General features: G+C 63.0%; 17 protein-coding genes. 8 read left to right on the plus strand and 9 right to left on the minus strand.

Annotation, left to right across the window (positions count from 1 at the left end; genetic code table 11):
* Position 1 precedes the first annotated feature (1 nt).
* Genes ACO2Q4_RS09910 through ACO2Q4_RS09925 form a run of 4 tightly spaced genes read left to right on the plus strand, consistent with a single transcriptional unit; the run spans position 2 to position 4,129 of the window.
* Positions 2-1,015 carry an ABC transporter ATP-binding protein gene (locus ACO2Q4_RS09910; RefSeq protein WP_311758443.1) on the plus strand — a complete coding sequence of 338 codons (1,014 nt, stop codon included), beginning with the start codon at positions 2-4 and terminating at the stop codon, positions 1,013-1,015.
* The gene (locus ACO2Q4_RS09915; protein ID WP_423319021.1) at positions 1,012-2,022 is read left to right on the plus strand and encodes an ABC transporter ATP-binding protein; all 1,011 of its coding nucleotides are present in this window, start codon (positions 1,012-1,014) and stop codon (positions 2,020-2,022) included. The genes ACO2Q4_RS09910 and ACO2Q4_RS09915 overlap by 4 nt, the downstream gene beginning before the upstream one ends.
* Before the next feature lie 11 nt (positions 2,023-2,033).
* Positions 2,034-2,549 (plus strand): L,D-transpeptidase family protein, encoded by a 516-nt coding sequence (locus tag ACO2Q4_RS09920; protein WP_423319022.1) that lies wholly within the window; start codon positions 2,034-2,036, stop codon positions 2,547-2,549.
* Positions 2,550-2,560: 11 nt separating this feature from the next.
* Complete coding sequence (locus tag ACO2Q4_RS09925) at positions 2,561-4,129, plus strand: D-aminopeptidase (protein ID WP_423319023.1); 1,569 nt, start codon at positions 2,561-2,563, stop codon at positions 4,127-4,129.
* 4 nt (positions 4,130-4,133) lie between these two features.
* Here the strand turns inward: ACO2Q4_RS09925 and ACO2Q4_RS09930 are convergent, their stop codons facing one another.
* The 3 genes from ACO2Q4_RS09930 to ACO2Q4_RS09940 all read right to left on the minus strand — a co-directional run bounded on the left by ACO2Q4_RS09930 (position 4,134) and on the right by ACO2Q4_RS09940 (position 6,635).
* On the minus strand, positions 4,134-4,682 hold the full coding sequence (locus tag ACO2Q4_RS09930) for a GNAT family N-acetyltransferase (RefSeq protein WP_423319025.1): 549 nt from the start codon (positions 4,680-4,682) through the stop codon (positions 4,134-4,136).
* An 82-nt stretch (positions 4,683-4,764) separates the two neighbouring features.
* Entirely contained in the window at positions 4,765-5,688 is a 924-nt protein-coding gene (locus ACO2Q4_RS09935) for an MYG1 family protein (RefSeq protein ID WP_423319275.1), read from the minus strand.
* Between the two features lie 401 nt (positions 5,689-6,089).
* Positions 6,090-6,635: a TetR family transcriptional regulator gene (locus tag ACO2Q4_RS09940; protein WP_423319027.1), complete on the minus strand. Its 546-nt coding sequence runs from the start codon at positions 6,633-6,635 to the stop codon at positions 6,090-6,092.
* Between the two features lie 269 nt (positions 6,636-6,904).
* Here ACO2Q4_RS09940 and ACO2Q4_RS09945 point away from each other — a divergent pair, with 269 nt between their 5' ends.
* Positions 6,905-8,653 (plus strand): CocE/NonD family hydrolase, encoded by a 1,749-nt coding sequence (locus ACO2Q4_RS09945; protein WP_423319029.1) that lies wholly within the window; start codon positions 6,905-6,907, stop codon positions 8,651-8,653.
* A gap of 320 nt (positions 8,654-8,973) precedes the next feature.
* Entirely contained in the window at positions 8,974-10,134 is a 1,161-nt protein-coding gene (locus ACO2Q4_RS09950) for a TCR/Tet family MFS transporter (RefSeq protein ID WP_423319277.1), read from the plus strand.
* Between the two features lie 117 nt (positions 10,135-10,251).
* On the opposite strand, the gene ACO2Q4_RS09955 is transcribed toward ACO2Q4_RS09950, so the two are convergent.
* Complete coding sequence (locus ACO2Q4_RS09955; RefSeq protein ID WP_423319031.1) at positions 10,252-11,382, minus strand: FAD-dependent oxidoreductase; 1,131 nt, start codon at positions 11,380-11,382, stop codon at positions 10,252-10,254.
* A gap of 76 nt (positions 11,383-11,458) precedes the next feature.
* Between ACO2Q4_RS09955 and ACO2Q4_RS09960 the strand changes: the two genes are divergently transcribed.
* Complete coding sequence (locus tag ACO2Q4_RS09960; protein WP_311758434.1) at positions 11,459-12,118, plus strand: TetR/AcrR family transcriptional regulator; 660 nt, start codon at positions 11,459-11,461, stop codon at positions 12,116-12,118.
* A 102-nt stretch (positions 12,119-12,220) separates the two neighbouring features.
* On the opposite strand, the gene ACO2Q4_RS09965 is transcribed toward ACO2Q4_RS09960, so the two are convergent.
* Positions 12,221-12,799 (minus strand): nuclear transport factor 2 family protein, encoded by a 579-nt coding sequence (locus ACO2Q4_RS09965; RefSeq protein WP_423319033.1) that lies wholly within the window; start codon positions 12,797-12,799, stop codon positions 12,221-12,223.
* Between the two features lie 721 nt (positions 12,800-13,520).
* Positions 13,521-13,832, minus strand: coding sequence for an ETC complex I subunit (locus ACO2Q4_RS09970; protein WP_311758432.1), 312 nt, complete (start codon positions 13,830-13,832; stop codon positions 13,521-13,523).
* Between the two features lie 150 nt (positions 13,833-13,982).
* Between ACO2Q4_RS09970 and uvrB the strand changes: the two genes are divergently transcribed.
* Positions 13,983-16,169, plus strand: coding sequence for an excinuclease ABC subunit UvrB (uvrB, locus tag ACO2Q4_RS09975; protein WP_395132596.1), 2,187 nt, complete (start codon positions 13,983-13,985; stop codon positions 16,167-16,169).
* Here the strand turns inward: uvrB and ACO2Q4_RS09980 are convergent.
* From ACO2Q4_RS09980 to ACO2Q4_RS09990, 3 genes are all read right to left on the minus strand, one after another.
* Entirely contained in the window at positions 16,166-16,456 is a 291-nt protein-coding gene (locus ACO2Q4_RS09980) for an I78 family peptidase inhibitor (RefSeq protein ID WP_423319035.1), read from the minus strand. The genes uvrB and ACO2Q4_RS09980 overlap by 4 nt on opposite strands.
* A gap of 105 nt (positions 16,457-16,561) precedes the next feature.
* Positions 16,562-17,197 (minus strand): ParA family partition ATPase, encoded by a 636-nt coding sequence (gene parA / locus ACO2Q4_RS09985; RefSeq protein ID WP_311758429.1) that lies wholly within the window; start codon positions 17,195-17,197, stop codon positions 16,562-16,564.
* A 91-nt stretch (positions 17,198-17,288) separates the two neighbouring features.
* Complete coding sequence (locus tag ACO2Q4_RS09990) at positions 17,289-17,612, minus strand: antibiotic biosynthesis monooxygenase family protein (protein WP_311758428.1); 324 nt, start codon at positions 17,610-17,612, stop codon at positions 17,289-17,291.
* Positions 17,613-17,655 lie beyond the last annotated feature (43 nt).

Genomic DNA, 17,655 nt, shown 5'->3' on the forward strand with positions numbered 1-17,655 from the left:
CATGACGGCATCTTCCGATACCATCCTTTCCGTCCGTGGTCTGCGGACCGAGTTCAAGGGCGACCGCGGCCATGTCCGGGTGCTGGACGATGTGTCCTTTGACGTGGGCCGGGGCAAGATCGTCGGACTGGTGGGCGAATCCGGTTCAGGCAAAAGCATGACGGCCCTGTCGCTGATGGGGTTGGTCCCAAAGCCGCAGGGCCATGTCAGCGCAAGTTCGATCCTGCTGGACGGCACCGACATATCCAGGCTGGACGCCGCCGGGATGCGCCGGATCCGGGGCCGCGACATCGCGATGGTCTTCCAAGAGCCGATGACATCGCTGAACCCTGTCCGTCGAGTCTGGGAACAGGTGGGCGAGCCGCTGGCAATCCACAAGGGCCTTGGCCGACGCGCCATCCGTGCCCGCGTGCTGGAGATGTTCGAACTGGTCGGCATTCCGGAACCCAAGACGCGGCTTGACGCCTATCCGCACGAACTGTCGGGCGGGTTGCGCCAGCGCGCGATGATTGCAATGGGCCTGATCTGCGAACCGAAGCTGCTGATCGCGGACGAGCCGACCACTGCGCTGGACGTGACCACGCAGGCGCAGATCCTGCGGCTGATGCGCGACCTGCGCGACCGCGTCGGCACCTCGATCATCATGATCACCCATGACCTCGGGATCATCGCCGAGATGTGCGACGAGGTGAACGTGATGTATGCGGGCCAGATGGTCGAGCAGGCCGATGTCTTCGACCTGTTCGAGCGCCCCTCGCATCCCTATACGCGCGGGCTGCTGGCCTCGATCCCGCGCGCGACCGAGCCGCGGACGGCGCGACGGATGCCCAGCATTCCGGGCATGGTACCGAACCTTGCAAAACTGCCGCCGGGCTGCCGCTTCAGCCCGCGCTGCGGTGACGTGATGCCCATTTGCCAGCGCGCCCCGGACCTTGTCGGGATCGGCAGCGGCCATGCCGCGCGCTGCTGGCTGCACGCCCCACAAGACGCCCTGCCGCAGGAGGGGACATCATGAGCATGACCGCACAGAAACAGCCGGATTCCGGCGACCGGGACATCGTGCTGTCGACCCGTGACCTGACGAAGCATTTCCGCGTGGGCGGAGGTTTCCTGAACGGCCCGCCCCGAACCGTGCGCGCCGTCGACGGCGTGTCGCTGGACATCCGCGCCCGCGAAACCTTTGCGCTGGTGGGCGAATCCGGTTGCGGCAAGACCACGCTCGGTCGCGTCATGCTGCGGTTGCAGGAGCCGACCTCGGGTCAGGTGCAGTACCGCGGCACCGAGCTGACCGATCTTGGCGAGGACGCAATGCGCGGCCTGCGCAAGAAGCTGCAGATCGTGTTCCAGGACCCCTATGCCTCGCTAAACCCCCGGATGCGGGTTGAGGAGATCCTGGCCGAGCCCCTGCGCAGCCACGGCTTCGGCAGCCCCGCCGACATCCGCGACCGCTGCGCCGAGCTGCTGGAAATGGTCGGGCTGCGCAAGCAATACCTGCGGAACTATCCCCATCAGTTCTCGGGCGGTCAGCGCCAGCGCATCGGCATCGCGCGGGCCTTGGCCAACAAGCCCGATTTCGTGGTCTGCGACGAATCCGTCTCGGCGCTGGACGTGTCGATCCAGGCGCAGGTTCTGAACCTGCTGACCGATCTGCAGGACCAGCTGAAGCTGACCTATTTCTTCATCACCCATGACCTTGCCGTGGTGCGCCAGTTCGCGGATCGGGTCGGCGTCATGTTCCTGGGTCGGCTGGTCGAGGTCGGCACCACCGAAGAGATCTTCGCCCAGCCGCTGCACCCCTATTCGATGCTGCTGATGTCCGCCGTGCCGCGCCCCGATCCGCGCCAGCGCGGGCGTGATCGGCCGATGATGCAGGGCGAGATTCCCAGCCCGATGAACCTGCCAAAGGGGTGCCGGTTCCACACCCGTTGCCCGTTCGCGCGGGATATCTGCCGGATCGAGGATCCGGCCCTGCAAAGCCGCGGCGACCGCGCCGTGGCCTGCCATTTCCCACTGGACGGCTGAAGAGGACAAGCATGGACCTGATCGTGAAGCGCCAGGGCGAAGCCTGGCAGGCGAGCTTTGGCGGCAAAACCTGGCGCTCGGCCGTTGGGCGCAGCGGCATCGCGGTGAAGCAGGCCGAAGGCGACGGGGTCAGCCCGATCGGCTGCTGGCCGATCCGGCGCGTCCTGTATCGCGCCGACAAACTGGGGGTCGCGCCCGCCACCGTCTTTCCGACCGCGCCGATTGCGCCCGATGACGGCTGGTGCGATGCCCCCGACCATGCGGATTACAACAGTCCGGTGAAGCTGCCCTTCGATGCCAGCCACGAGGAAATGTGGCGCAAGGACGACCTTTACGACATCGTCGTCGTGCTGGGGCAGAATGACGACCCCGTTGTTCCCGGCGCCGGCAGCGCGGTTTTCCTGCATGTGGCAAGCGAGGGGTATGGCTCTACCGCCGGCTGTGCCGCCCTGACGCGGGAAGACCTGCTGGAGTTCCTGTCGCTGGCGCTGCCAGACACCCGGCTTTGCTTTCAGGACGGCGAATAGGGGCACATCTCATGGCCGCGATCGACATGCAGGCGCTGGAACGCGCGCTGGACCTTTTGCCCGACCAATATCGCGGTCCCGCCGGTGTCGCAGGCGTGGTCAAGGATGGCCGCGTGATCGCGCGGCGTGCCTGGGGCTATGCCGACATGGCGCAACGCGTTCCGATGACCCCGACGCGGCGAATGCCCATCTGCTCGATCTCGAAGCAGATGACCTGCGCCCTGCTGCTGGACCTTTTCGACGCCCCGGAGGCCCTTGATCCGCTGCTGCCGGAACTGCTGCCGCATTTTCAGGGCCCCCTGCCCAGCGTCTCGCAGCTTTGCCACAACCAGTCGGGCCTGCGCGACTATTGGGCGTTGACCGTCCTGCACGGCGCGACGCCCGAGGGACGTTTCACCGAAAGGGACGGCCTTGCCCTGCTGGGTCAGGCGCGTTCGGGCCAATTCGCGCCGGGCGCGCATTATTCCTATTCGAACGGCAATTACCGGCTGCTGGCCGAGCTGATCCGCCGCGCCTCGGGCCGCGATTTCGCCGAGCTTCTGCACGAACGGATCTTCCAGCCCGCCGGTATGCCCACCGCCCGCCTGGCCGCCGACACGCGCGAGCGCATCGACGCGGTGATCGGCTATGAGGGGAATGACGAGGTCGGCTTCCTTCCTGCCGAAAGCGCGATGACCTGGTTCGGGGATTCGGGCATCGCGGCCTCACTTGACGACATGCTGGCCTGGGAAAGCCATATCGACGCGACGCGCGACGACCCGGCCGGGCTTTACAACCGCATCTCGGCCCCGGTCCGCTTTGGCGATGGTCGACCCGCACCCTATGGCTATGGCCTGCGCCGCTATTGCCTGAAGAGCCACGCCGTGACGGGACATGGCGGGGGTTTGCGCGGTTTCTGCTCATTCCGCCTGCATGTCGCAGCCGAGCGGCTATCGGTGGTCGTGATCTTCAATCACGAAGCCAGCGCCATGCGTGCGGCCGAGGGCCTGATGACCGCCGCCCTTGGCGCGACCGCCGCCACGCCGGCAGTTCCCGGACAGGGTTGGGACGGGCTTTGGCTGGACCCCGAGAATGACCTTTTCCTGCGGACACGCGATGTGCCCGGTGGCGTGCGCCTGCATTACGCGGTCTCTCCGACGGTCCTGCCGGTGATCGACGAAAATCGCGCCGGAACCGTGGATCTTGACCTTCGGCGCGAAGGAGACGTCCTGCTGATGGATCGGCGGGCCGAAAACCTGAGCGTCCGGGCCAAGCGGCTGAAGCCGCTGGACCGCGCCGACGGGCATGCCATTGCCGGACGCTATCATTCGGACGAGATCGGCGCTGCGCTTCAGATCGAGGCCCGCGACGGCGCCGCCTATATCGGTTTCGAAGGGATGCTGGGGGCCGGTCCGATGGAACGGATGTATCCCTTGGCCCAGGATCTGTGGACCGTGACCTGTCGCCGCGCGATGGATGCGGCCCCGCCCGGCGAATGGACGCTTCGCATCCTCCGTGACGAGACTGGCAAAGTAAGCGGTCTGAAGCTGGGATGCTGGCTTGCGCGCGGGATCGTTTACCACGGCCCCGAAGCAGAGTGATCCTTTACCGGACTTTCGCGTAAAGGTAGCAGTCCCGCGGTTCATCCGAAACGGCTGGAGAGATCAGGCGGCGGCGTAGCACCCCTTCGCGGACCATTCCCGCCTTCTCCATCACGCGGGCCGATGCAAGATTGTCGACGTCGCACAGCGCCTCGGTGCGATAGATCCGGGGATGCGCAAGCGCGTGGGCAATCTGCCACGACAGGATTTCCGTCATGCAGCCCTGCCCCCAGGCGGCCCGGCACAGGACATAGCCATAGCCGACCAGGCCGGCCCCCAAACGCGCGTCGATCATCCCCAGAATCCGCCCCTCCTCTGCCCTGAGCGTGATGACCGAGGCAAAGCGCGTCCCCTGATCCCAATCTGCGCCGCATTGAATGACGTTGCTGCGCGTGTCCTCCGGGCTGGTCGCGGGCAGCCAGGTCAGGAAGCGGGTGACGGCAGGGTCTGTCGCATAGCTGCAGAAGATCGGCTCTGCATCCGTCTCGCGAACGCGCCGGACAACATAGCGGTCCGTTTCAAAGATATCGGGGACGCGGTAAGGTTCGGTCATGACACAGGTCCGGGGTTGGAATGATGCGGTGCCATTTCAATAGATTCGCCGAAAAGGCGCGTCCAGACCAGGGCCAAGGCTCTTAGCCCTCGGCCTCATTGACGGCCAGTTCCGCCATCTTCAACGCCGCATCACGCGTCGCTGCGACGGCGATGAAGCGGCCATTGTGGCAGAAGCGCGCGCCCTGGACGCCGGATGCGGCCTCCAGCGCCGCGTCGGTCAGGCCAGCCCATGCCGCGGGCAGATCGGCGCGCAAAGCAAAACCATCTTCGTCACGGCGAATGCCGGTCAGGGTCCAGTCCGTGTCGCGTGGATGGACGACGAACAGCAGGTGATCGGCCCCAGCCCGCACGACGGCCGAGCGAAAAGGCATGCCCATCGGCAGTTCCAGCACCCGGCCATCGCCCGCGGCGGCAATGGCGGTCTGGACCACAGCCTCTGCCCTGCGCTTCGCGGCCTTGCGATTGATCGAGGCCTCGACAAACGCACGCGCAACCTCCATCGCGCGGCCAAAGGCGCGATCATCGGCATCGGGCGAGCGGTCGTCGAAAACCGGCTTCAGGCTTTCCAGCAGCATCGGCAAGGTCAGGTCAGCTAGCAGCGGTCCCGCTTCGGAGGGGCTGAGGGCACCGTTATCCATCAGATCGACCGGCAGGACGAATCCCGCATCGAACGAGGCATGGATGGATTCGACATCCGCCGCCGGCACGTCCAGCGCCCGCAGGTAGTCGCGCCCGAAATGTCGCCAGATCAGCCCGAACGAACTGTAGGGCTGGCCATCATCGCGCAGCGGCGGATTTTTCTGGTGGTGGTCAAAGATCAGGCCTGCCGCGTCGAAGTCCCGACCGACATCATAGATCACCCGGTCCCCGGCGGGCGTGATCCAGTCGGCCTCACGGGTGCGAACCAGCCGCGCATGCGGATAAAGGCGAGTCAGGACGACCGAGGACAAAAGTTCATCGGCGTGGAAACCACCGGAATGGGTGACAAGAAACTGGATGGCCATCATGGCGGTCTCCCGGACATGGCATGACCGCCCAGCGGGGCGGTCACGGTAATTCAACAACTTGCCAAACCATTGCGCCTTGCGGCCGAAAGCTGCTTGACGATCCGACCAAAGTTGCCGCCTAGGATCGAAAATATCCAAACAAAATCAATGTCTGAACATCTTCTCGGAGCAAAGGTTCGAACGGTTGGGGCAAAGGATTCGCCGCCCGTCTGTAGCTGGTTCGTCCGCCTACGGCAATGGAAAGGGCCCGCTTTCGCTGGGTCCGTGATATATGGCACCAAGTAGACGGAGCCGAACGGCAGCTTGGCATCGATGCCCTTTCGGGGCCAGTGAACGGCGAGGGCGGAAAGAATGCTAGGGCCACTGCTGGTGCAGCCGAGATACCGCCCCGTCCGAAGTTACTGATCCCAGCGTCCCCACAGCACAGCCTGAATCGACGGGCCGACGGACCGGGCAAGCTCTTCGCGGGAAATGCCCGCAACCAAAGGGATCTGGACCATGCTCCGCGAGAGCACCAGGCCCATCAGCATCGACACCACGATCCCCGCACGCTGTGCATTCCCAACGCCTTCGCCCAGTTTCGGGCCTATGACCGACAGCAATCGAGCCTGGACAAATTCTCTCAACTGGGCGGCAGCGACTTCGTTCGACGCGGCACCGCGCAGTGTGGCCATTAGTGGCTCGGCATCGGCGCCCTCTTCCCAGAGGCGGAGAAAGTTGTAGGTCAGCGTTTCTCCCATTCGGTCGGCAGGGCCATCAAAAGCCGCAGCGATGTGGCCCAGGCAGTCCTCCGACAGGGCGAGGCTGGCGGCGAACAGCCCATCCTTCGACTTGTAGAACTGCATGACCAATGCGGGGTCTACCCCCGCATCCGCGGCCACCTTGCGGATCGAAGTCGCCGTATAGCCGTCATGCGCGAACCGCTTCTTGGCCGCGTTCAGCACCGTTTCGCGCGTGCCGCTGTAACCTGCCCGTCTGCCGCGGCTGGCGTTGGCCGATGGCGAATTTGAACTCAATTGGCACCTTGCAAGTTTTATCAACGAACGTTGACATGTGGGGAGGCGCTAAATATATCAACACTCGTTGACATAAACAAGGACCAGACCCGAACCCTGCGCTCGCGCATGGACCGTTCCTGTCCGCGAGACCGGCTCCAGCATCACCTGATCGTTGCACACGTGGTCGGACCCCGTCGAATGAAAGGCCAGATACCATGAAAGATTACACTTTCGCTCTTCAGCCCGCACTTGCGGACGAGCCGGGCCGCCAAGGCCTGTTCAGTGGCTTTGCTCCGGGCACCGTCACACTGCCCAAGGGCTTTCGTGTCAGCGGGAAATTCAAGCCGCTGCCGGTCGACATCATCCTGGAAAAGGATGTCGCCGTGACCATGCGCGACGGCGTGACCATCTATACCGATGTGCTGCGCCCGGTGACCGATGAGCAGGTTCCCGTCATCGTCGCATGGAGCCCCTATGGCAAAAGCCGCGGCAACGCGCCGCAATACGATGACCTGTTCCGCCTGTTAGGCATGGACACCAGCGTGCTTTCGGGCCTGCATAAGTTCGAGGGACCGGACCCGGCCTATTGGTGCGCCAAGGGCTACGCCATCTGCCATCCCGATCCACGCGGAACCTACAACTCGGAAGGCGATGCCCGCTGGTGGAACCGCCTTGAGGGTGAGGATTTCCATGATCTGGTCGAATGGTGCGGTGTGCAGGACTGGAGCAACGGCAAGGTCGGCGCTTCGGGAAACTCTTACCTCACGGCCTCGCAATGGTTCATGGCGGCCGAGCGCACCCCGCACCTTGCGGCGATCGCGCCATGGGAGGGGATGTCCGACATCTACCGCGATCTTATCATGCGCGGTGGCATCCCAGACTACGGCTTCGCGGAAACGCTGCGCTATGCTTACATTGGCAAGAACCAGCGCGAGGATCTGATCCTTGACGCCAAGGCCCATCCGCTGCGGGACGAGCTGTGGGAACAGCGGGCACCGGAGTTCGCGATGATCGAAGTGCCGGCCTATGTGGTCGCAAGCTATTCCAATTCCATCCACACGCCGGGAACGTTCCGGGGCTGGCGCGAGATCGGCTCGACCCGCAAATGGCTGCGCGTCCACGCCACGATGGAATGGCCCGACTACTATGTCGAAGAACATCAGGCCGATCTGCTGCGGTTCTTCGATCGCTTCCTGAAGGACATTGACAACGGCTGGGACAAGACGCCGGCGGTGCGCTACACGCTCCACGATCTGGAGGGCAATGACCGCGTGAACCTGACCGCGACGCAGTTCCCGCCCACCCAGGCAGTCACGACGCAGTTCTGCCTCGACGCGGGGACGGGCGCGATGGTGACCGGGGCTCGTCCGGCGGCCAAGGCCAGCTACGACGCCACCGCCCGGGACGGCAATGCGCAGTTCACCCTGACCGTCGACAGCGAGACGGCGTTCATCGGCTATCCCGGGCTGCGGCTTTTCGCTGAAGCAGAGGGCGCCGACGACATGGACATCTTCGTGCTGCTGCAAAAGCTGGATGCGGACGGGAACGCGCTGGGGCAGATCACGATCCCCAACAAAAGTCCCCAGATGCAAGCCATGACCCGCGAAGGTGCGTCGATCCTTCACTACAAGGGATCGAACGGACGGCTGCGGGCGTCGATGCGCCATCTCGACGACGAGAGATCGACCGAGGACCTGCCGGTGCACAGCTTCGACCAAGTGGAAAAGCTGGCCCCCGGCGAGATCGTCGCGCTGGATTTCGATCTTTTCCCCATGGGTATGCTGCTCTATCCCGGCCAACAACTGCGGCTGACTGTCGGCGGATATAACACGCTTGGCGGCGCGATGCCGGGAACCGAGAATCTAATGCCCGACAACCGGGGCCGGCACGTGATCCACACCGGCGGCGATCACGCGTCGTTCCTGCGGATGGGCACGATGCCGGGGCGAGCCGCTCTCGGCTGAAGCTGCCTCACGAAAATCCCGTGCGCGGAGTTGCTGCGCACGGAAGAAATCCGCGCAGGTTGTCACTCGCCACGACCGATGAGTTTTCATACCTCAAGACTTGCCGCGGCGCCTTATCCGTCTTAAGTGACCGGGATCGCGAAAAGCGACGGCTTCCCTGTCGAGAATTCAGACGGACGGGAAAGAAAGTCGAATACACGCCAGCGCGCATCTCAGCGTGGCTCGGTCAGCGTCTCCCTGAAATCGCCCCGCATCGGCTGGGCACCAGCGCCAATCGTTCGCGCCAAAAGCTGCGGGCGTTTTGCGTGGATCGGACGCAAATGAACAAATCACTCGTCATCATTTTCATCACCATCATGCTTGATGCCATTGGCATCGGGCTGATCTTCCCCATCCTGCCAGCACTGCTGCGCGATGTGACACATGCCGAAAACGTGGTGCCCTATATCGGTGCCATGGTCGCGCTTTATGCCGTCATGCAGCTTGTCTTTGCACCCGTGCTGGGCGCAATCAGCGACCGGATCGGGCGGCGCCCCGTATTGCTGGTCTCGCTTGGCGGGGCGGCCATCAACTATATCCTGATGGTTTTGGCGCCCAGCCTTTGGCTGCTCTTTCTTGGCCGCGCCATCGCAGGCCAGACCAGCGCCAACGTTTCCGTCGCAATGGCCTACATCACCGACATTTCAGCCGAGGATCAGCGCGCGCGTCGCTTTGGCCTGGTCAGCGCCATGTTCGGCATTGGCTTCGTCATCGGCCCGGTTATTGGAGGTGTGCTGGGGGATCACTGGCTACGTCTGCCCTTCATCGTCGCTTCCGTCCTGAACGGCTGCAACCTTGCACTGGCGCTTTTCATGCTGCCGGAATCGCGCAAGCCGGGTGGTGAGAAAGTGGCACTTTCCACCCTCAACCCGCTGCGGCCACTGATGTGGGCGTTCAGGATGAAATCGGCTTTGCCGATCCTGCTGCTGTTCTTTCTGTTCAGCGCCACGGGTGAGGCTTACGCAATTTGCTGGGCGTTATGGGGCAGCGATACCTTTCACTGGAGCGGCCTGATGATTGGTCTTTCGCTTGGCACCTTCGGGGCCTTTCAGGCCCTGGCGCAGCTTTTCCTTCCCGGTCCCGCAGCCATGCTGCTGGGAGAGAGGGGCGCAATCCTTGCCGGAGTCGCCTGCGCCTGCACGGCCCTGACCACAATGGCTCTGGCCACGCACGGTTGGCTGGTCTTTGCAATCCTTCCACTTTTTGCGCTTGGCGGGATTGGAACGCCTGCGCTGCAGTCTTTGGCAACCCGGCAGGTCGATGATGCTTTTCAGGGGCAATTCCAAGGGGTGCTGGCCTCGGTGGTCAGCTTCGCCTCGATTGTTGCTCCGCTGGTGTTCTCCAGCGTGTATTCCGCCGTTCAGGCCCAATGGCCGGGCGCCATCTGGTTGGCCGTCACTGCCATCTACGCCCTGACCGTGCCGCTGGTCGTGCGACTGTGACCGGACGGCAGCCCAAGGATCGATGGTCCCGATGGACTGGGGTCGTCGCGGCCGCCCTTGGTGGTGCGATTTTGCGCGCGGGCGAAGCTGGCGTTCGCCCGCGGATCATCCGTCAAACTACACGCCAGATGCGGTGGCACCGGAGAGGAAGTCTATCAGGCCGAATGGCGCGCGTTGCCCCAGGCACAGGTCGACCACTTCCCGCGCGTCCCTGGCTAAAATCTCACTGCGCGAGAACATGTCATCCTCATACCGGGCGAATGCCGCCTCAACGTCGTCTGGATGCGCCGCGATGGCCAGCGCCAATTCGGCGCCGTCCAGCATCGCGAGGTTTGCGCCCTCGCCACCCGGTGGCGTCAAATGCGCCGCATCCCCCAGCAGGGTGACGCCGGGCACGCGTGTCCAGCGATGCCTGTCCGGCAGGCGGTGAATCATGCGCTTGACGGGGGTGGTCTCGCTTTCGGTAATCAGCGCGGTCAGCGCAGAGGACCAACCCTTGAAATGGTCCGCGACCAGCGACACGGAGCGCCGATCGTTCAGGTCGAGCTGGCTCGCCCAGGACTCGTCACAGACCAGCTGGATATAGGCGTGCAGAACGTTTCCAGCCTCTCGGTGAGCGACGATTCCCTTTCCCGGCGTCAGTGCATACATCGCCCCGGGACCCACCGCCTGCGCCGAAGCAGGATGCAACCGGTCGACGTCCCGCAGATAGGTTTCCACGAATATCATGCCAGCGAATTCCGGCCGCGCATCTGACAGAAGCGACCGGACTTTGGACCAGGCACCGTCGGCTCCGACGATGATATCAGCACTCGCATGCGTGCCATCCGCGAAGGTCAGCCTGTGTTGTCCGTCACCTGATTTGGCAATGTGGGCAAGCTTTTTACCCCAGTTCACCGTCCCTTCGGGAAGCGAAGCTATCAGAATGCGCCGAAGATCGCCGCGCAGCACTTCGGGGCGGGTGTTCATGCCGTCGTCGGCTTCCTCGAAAAGCACGACGCCTTGTGGATCAAGGACACGGGTGGCGGCGGCCCCATGATGAATGATGTCTTTGAATTCATCCAACAGGCCAGCCGCTTCAAGCGCGACCTGCCCGTTATGGACGTGAATATCGAGTTGCCCTCCCTGGCCGCGCATATCGATCGAGGCCTCGGCTTCGAAAATCTTGGAGGGAATCCCGTGCAGGTGGAGGACGCGGGCAAGGACAAGGCCGCAGAGCCCCGCACCAATGATGGTTACGTGTTTCATGCTATCTCCTGACGGTTGGAATGTCGTTCCAAGCATTGGAGTTGGAACGATGTTCCAAATATGTCAAGATAGGGCTATGGAGAAAAAAGACGGCAAACGGCGCGACAAGGCTCTTTCACGCGATCAGGTCATCTCGGCGGCAATCGCCATCCTGAACGAGAGCGGAGAGAGCGGGCTGACCTTTCGAACCCTCGCACAGCGTCTGGCGACCGGGCCCGGGGCAATCTATAACCATGTGCAGAACAAGCAGGATCTGCTGGCCGCCGCCGCCGACGTGATGATCCAATCCGCCCTGTCCGTGAATCGGGACGAGCTTGCGCCGGGTGCCGCGATCCGGGCTGTCGCACTGGATGTCTTTGACATTATCGACGCACATCCATGGGTAGGCATGGAGCTGTCCCGAGCACCGTGGCAGCCCGCCATGCTTCTCATCTTCGATCGAATTGGGGCAAACCTTCAGGCACTCGGGGTGCCTGATATGGCGCAATTCCATGCGGCCTCGACTGTGACGAATTTCATCCTGGGCGCTGCGGCGCAACAAGCGGCGGCCATTCGCCTTCACGCCGACGGAGCCCAACGCGCCACGCTGTTGTCAGCGGCTGCGAGGGCGGCAATCCATCAGGACAAAAAGAGTTCCCCTTTCCTTCAGCGCATGGCGGGAAATCTGACGGAACATGATGACAGGGAGCAGTTCTCTGCGGGCGTCGATTTGATCCTCCGCGGGATCAGAGGGTAGGAACAGAAATTCCTCATGTCTGCCGACCATGCTCAAACTCCTGATGAGGATCCTCAAGCGAACCTCCCGTCGGGTGTCTTTCCGGGATATGGCCGAAGCGAGTTATGAGGGGTTCAGCCAAGCGTTGCCGGCGGACTTGATCTGGGTTTCCAGATCACTGCCGCGGGTGGGGAATTCGCGGACGATAGGAAATCCAGATTTTTCCAGCAAATAGGCCAAGGCGGCATACTCGCGCGGATAGCGACGGACAGTCGTCTCGTCGACCTCCTGAACTTTGGCAAGAAAATTGAAATAGCTCATGTCGTAGATGCTCTGCCGCCGGGCGATGCGCCAGATACCGTCACGCTTCTCAACCTGATCCCAGAACCGGTTATGCGTGGTCGAACCCAGGTCGAGCGCGACATTCTCGGCGAAGACCATCGCGTTCGTCTGCACCAGTGCACGGTCGCCGTTGAAGGTGATCGATGGATTCCCCACGAAATGCTTCGTGCGCAGATCGGACTCGCCCATGCGGGCCGAGCCATCGACAAAATCGGTGGCCAGGCCGTCTAACCATGTGATTTCGATGGTGGCATCGGCGTGGAACAAGGCCCGAAGCTGGTCCCACTCGTTCAGGTCGCGGTGGATCCAACCGTTCATCAAGTCAGTGATCGCGATCCGGTCCTCGATGCGTGCGGCCATTGCGTGACTCCTGAGGAAGGATCCTGTTTCGCATTGGATCATACAGCCTTTCCCGCCAGGGCACGAGCCGTCGACGGGTGTATCATGCGAGTGCCAGATCCCCTCTGCCGCTTCAAAACCGCCGCCAGCCGACGCCGATACGGATCGCGGGCTTCATGACCAGGACGATGGGTCAGTCATTCTGGCCGGGATCCTCGGGCTTTGATGTGCAGAGTTGTCGATCCGCGGCGGGTTGAAAGCCTGACCAAGGGGGCACGACCTCTGCCAGTTACTCCGCAGCTGCAACTATGCTGCGCTCGCAGCCAGAGCGTCTCGGGAGAGTGTCGGCTTTGGGGCTAAAGCGACAGCGCTCGACTTCCGTCGGGGGGCACACATGTTCGTCGCCGTTGATGCTGACTGGACGATCTCAGGGACATCCCGTGCTGGGCGGCGGCGCAGTCTAGCCGGGCTACAGGTGAATCTAGTGTTGGCGACATTGTCGCGCCCAGCAATGCGGATCGCACGGTGCGCGGCCAAAGTGATGCGCTCCGCCTGACTGGCACTTTTCTGTCGGTGGGCGTCAGTGGAAAGATCAGTCCACCTGAGAAACGACATGACCGCCCACGCAGACGGTCATGGAAATTCAAAGACTTGTAAAACCTTTGCCCCGAACCGTTCGTAACTTACCCTATTTGGCGGTAACTTTGGTCCGATTGACAGTAACTATGGTCCGATTGACAGCTCAGTGCGTCCAAGGGGCGCGGCGGTCGGTGGCGAAGTTCTCGCCATAGCCGCGGGGGCGGACGTTCGCTGCGCGGGGATGTGGTTCGATCACTTCGAAATCCAGGCCCTTCTCGCGGGCGTAATCCTCGGCCTGCTTGCGGCTTTCAAAGGACAGGCGCACCTGACTTTGCGTGTCGTCGCTGCTGGTCCAGCCCATCAGGGGATCGATCTCGCGCCCATCCGCCGCCGGAAACTCAAGAACCCAGTTCCTGGTGCGGGCGGTGCCGGACTGCATGGCATTGCGGGCAGGCGTGTAAATGCGGACGCGCATGGGCGGGAAACCTCTGTTCTTGCTTGCCGGTCTTATCCCCCAACCGCGGGGCAGGATCAAGATGTGGCGGAAAGCGCGGTCAAATCCCGCGGGAAAGCTTGCATCCTGAACAATCCATGCCAGATTCAGCACCGGAACAAAGGTGAAACCATGGGTCACAACAACACGAACGCTCCGGTCATGCGCTTTGCCGAGGTCACCCGACCCAAGCTTGAGGGCGGCCGACGCTTCGTCATGCAGTCGGAATTCCAGCCAGCGGGCGACCAGCCGACCGCGATCACCGAACTGGCGCAGGGCGTCCGGGACGGCGAGCGCGATCAGGTCCTGCTGGGCGCAACCGGGACCGGCAAGACCTTCACAATGGCCAAGGTAATCGAGGAAACGCAGCGTCCGGCGATCATCCTTGCCCCGAACAAGACACTGGCCGCACAGCTTTATGGCGAGTTCAAGGGCTTCTTCCCGGACAATGCCGTCGAGTATTTCGTCAGCTATTACGACTATTACCAGCCCGAGGCCTATGTCGCGCGCAGCGACACCTATATCGAGAAGGAATCCCAGATCAACGAGGCCATCGACCGGATGCGCCACTCGGCCACGCGCGCGCTGCTGGAGCGTGACGACGTGATCATCGTCGCCTCGGTGTCCTGCATCTACGGCATCGGCTCGGTCGAGACCTATTCCGCGATGACTCAGGACATGGTCGTCGGCCAGATGTATGACCAGCGCGAGTTTCTGGGCGAGCTGGTGGCACAGCAATACCGGCGGCTGGACGCCGCTTTCCAGCGCGGTGGATTCCGCGTGCGCGGGGACGTGGTCGAGGTCTGGCCCGCGCACCTTGAAGACCGCGCGTGGCGTTTCGACTTCTTCGGAAACGAGCTTGAAGCGATCACCGAATTCGACCCGCTGACCGGACAGAAGACCGACAGCTTCAAGCAGATCCGCATCTATGCGAACAGCCACTACGTGACCCCCCGCCCGACAATGCAGCAGGCAATCAAAGGGATAAAGGCCGAACTTCAGGGACGGCTGAAACAGTTGACGGATGAAGGCAAGCTGCTGGAGGCCCAGCGACTTGAGCAGCGGACGAATTTCGACCTGGAGATGCTGGAGGCCACCGGTGTCTGCAACGGGATCGAGAACTATTCCCGCTATTTGACCGGCCGCGCGCCGGGTGAGCCACCGCCGACCCTGTTCGAATTCATCCCCGACAATGCCATCGTCTTTGCAGACGAATCCCATGTCAGCGTGCCGCAGATCGGTGGCATGTATCGCGGCGACTTCCGGCGCAAGTTCACGCTGGCCGAGCATGGCTTCCGCCTGCCCAGCTGCATGGACAACCGCCCCCTGAAGTTCGAGGAATGGGACGCGATGCGGCCGCAATCGGTCTTTGTCAGCGCCACCCCCGCGCAATGGGAAATGGACCAGACCGGCGGCGTCTTCACCGAACAGGTGATCCGCCCGACCGGCCTTCTGGACCCGGTGATCGAGATCCGGCCGGTCGAAACGCAGGTCGATGACGTCATGGACGAGGTCCGCAAGGTCTCGGCCGCAGGATATCGGACACTAGTCACGACGCTGACCAAACGCATGGCCGAAGACCTGACGGAATACCTGCACGAACAGGGAATCCGCGTGCGCTACATGCACAGCGACATCGACACGATCGAGCGGATCGAGATTCTGCGCGACCTGCGACTGGGGGCGTTCGACGTTCTGGTTGGCATTAACTTGCTGCGCGAAGGCCTTGATATTCCTGAGTGTGGCCTGGTCGCGATCCTTGACGCCGACAAGGAAGGCTTCCTGCGTTCGGAAACCTCGCTTATCCAGACCGTGGGACGCGCCGCCCGGAACGTGGATGGGCGCGTCATCATGTATGCCGACCGCATCACCGGCAGCATGGAACGCGCCATGGCCGAGACCGAGCGGCGGCGCGAGAAGCAGATGGCTTATAACCGCGCGCATGGCATCACGCCGCAGACGGTGCGGAAGAATGTCGACGATGTGCTGGCCGGGCTTTGGCAGGGCGATACCGACCAGTCGCGGATCACGACCAAGGTGGACCGCCCGATGGTCGGTGCAAACCTTTCTGCCCATCTTGACGCCTTGCGCACGCAGATGCGGAAGGCAGCCGAGAATCTTGAGTTCGAGGATGCGGCGCGGCTGCGCGACGAGGTGAAGCGGCTTGAGGCCGTCGAGCTTGCAGTGGCGGACGATCCCCTTGCCCGTCAATCGGTGATCGAAGAAGCGGCCGAAGAAGCGGTCAAGTCGTCGGGCCGTTCCACGGCAGGCCGCGCCGGTCAACGCGGCGGCAACAAGCGGTCAAAGCGCCGGCACTAGCCGCAACTGACGCGCACCAGCTTGCCCGACTTGTCGTGTTCGAAGTTCAGGCGCTTCATGTTGAAGTCCATCGTCACCGGGTCGCCCGTCCGATAGCTGCGATAGGCGGTATTGGCCGGAACGGTGATGGTCGGTGCCGTCTGCCCGATCAGCGGCTGAAAGTTGTTGGCGCCGCAGGTATCATCTGCAATCGGTCCCGCCGGCGCGACGGGTTCGGTATCGCTCGCCTCGGGCACGCAGGATGCCAGAAGCGGAACGATCAGCATGACAGGCAGGACGGCTTTCATCCGAGACGCTCCTTGACCGGGGATCCCGGTCGAACGCGGCAGTTCCGGAAAAGTTTCTTGTGTCCTGACCGGGTTGCGCCGTTGCGGCGGCAAACCGCCCAAGGCTCAGGGAATCCAGGTCAGGACCTCGTCGGTCAGGACGCCGATCTCGTCTCGCGCGGCCTTGCTGCGCGCATCATCCGAAGCGCCCAGCCCCTGCCCCAACGTTTCGGCATAGGCGACGCGGTTGGCGAGTTGGGCAATGGCGACCTCTGCCCCCAGTTCGGTCGCCTTTCCAGCGATTTCCTGCGCCAGCCGGGTGTTTGGCCGGGTGCGGTTCAGCACGATCAGGGTGTCGCATTTCTCGCGCCGGGCAAGGTCCAGCACCCCCTCGGTCGCCCAAAGATCCAGATGGCTCGCGGAAACGGGCACGACAACCAGATCCGCCACGCGCAGTGCCGGGCGCAGGTCGCTGTCGATCTTGGGCGGCGTGTCGATGATGACGAAATCGAAGCGCTTCTTCAGCTTTTCCGATTCGTAGCTGGCCCCCCAGGCCGAGGAGGTGCTGAAATCCAGCGCCTCGTCCTCGCCAAGTCGTTCCAGCCGTTCAAGGAACCAGCGCCCCATGCTGCCCTGTGGGTCGGTATCCAGCAGCGCCACACGGTGCCCGCGGTGGCGCAGCGTCACGGCCAGATTGACCGCGATGGTGGTCTTGCCCGATCCACCCTTCTGCTGCGCAACGGTGATGATGCGTCCTGCCATGATCCTGCTGCCCCGCCCCGTTCTTGATCCCGAGACTAGGGCGTTCGCGCAGCCCATGCACCAGAAATCGGCATCGCGAGGCCCGGCAGACCTAGTCCTGCCATGTCTCGATCACCTCGTACATGACCGGCTCAAAATGGCGGCACATCGCGTGGATGGCGCGGTTGCGGTTGCGCATCTCGTCGCTGCGCAGCATGGCCTGGTAATCCCGGCGGTCGCGCCATTGCGAATAGGTGGCAATCCGGGTCTGGGCATCGTTCAGATGCACGGCCCCCGAAACATAACCCGCCTGGTGGCGGATCACCTGGTCATAGGCGTCCGCCAGCGCATCCAGCACGTCATGCGCGGTGCCCGGCGTCACCTCGAAGGTGCAGATCACGGTCTGGCCCTGAAATTCCTTGGCGATCGTAGTCACGGCTGGGTCTCCTCTACCTCGCGTGACATTCATGCTAGCGCGA

It is taken from the genome of Paracoccus sp. KR1-242, from assembly GCF_049446195.1.
Taxonomy (GTDB): Bacteria; Pseudomonadota; Alphaproteobacteria; order Rhodobacterales; family Rhodobacteraceae; genus Paracoccus; species Paracoccus broussonetiae.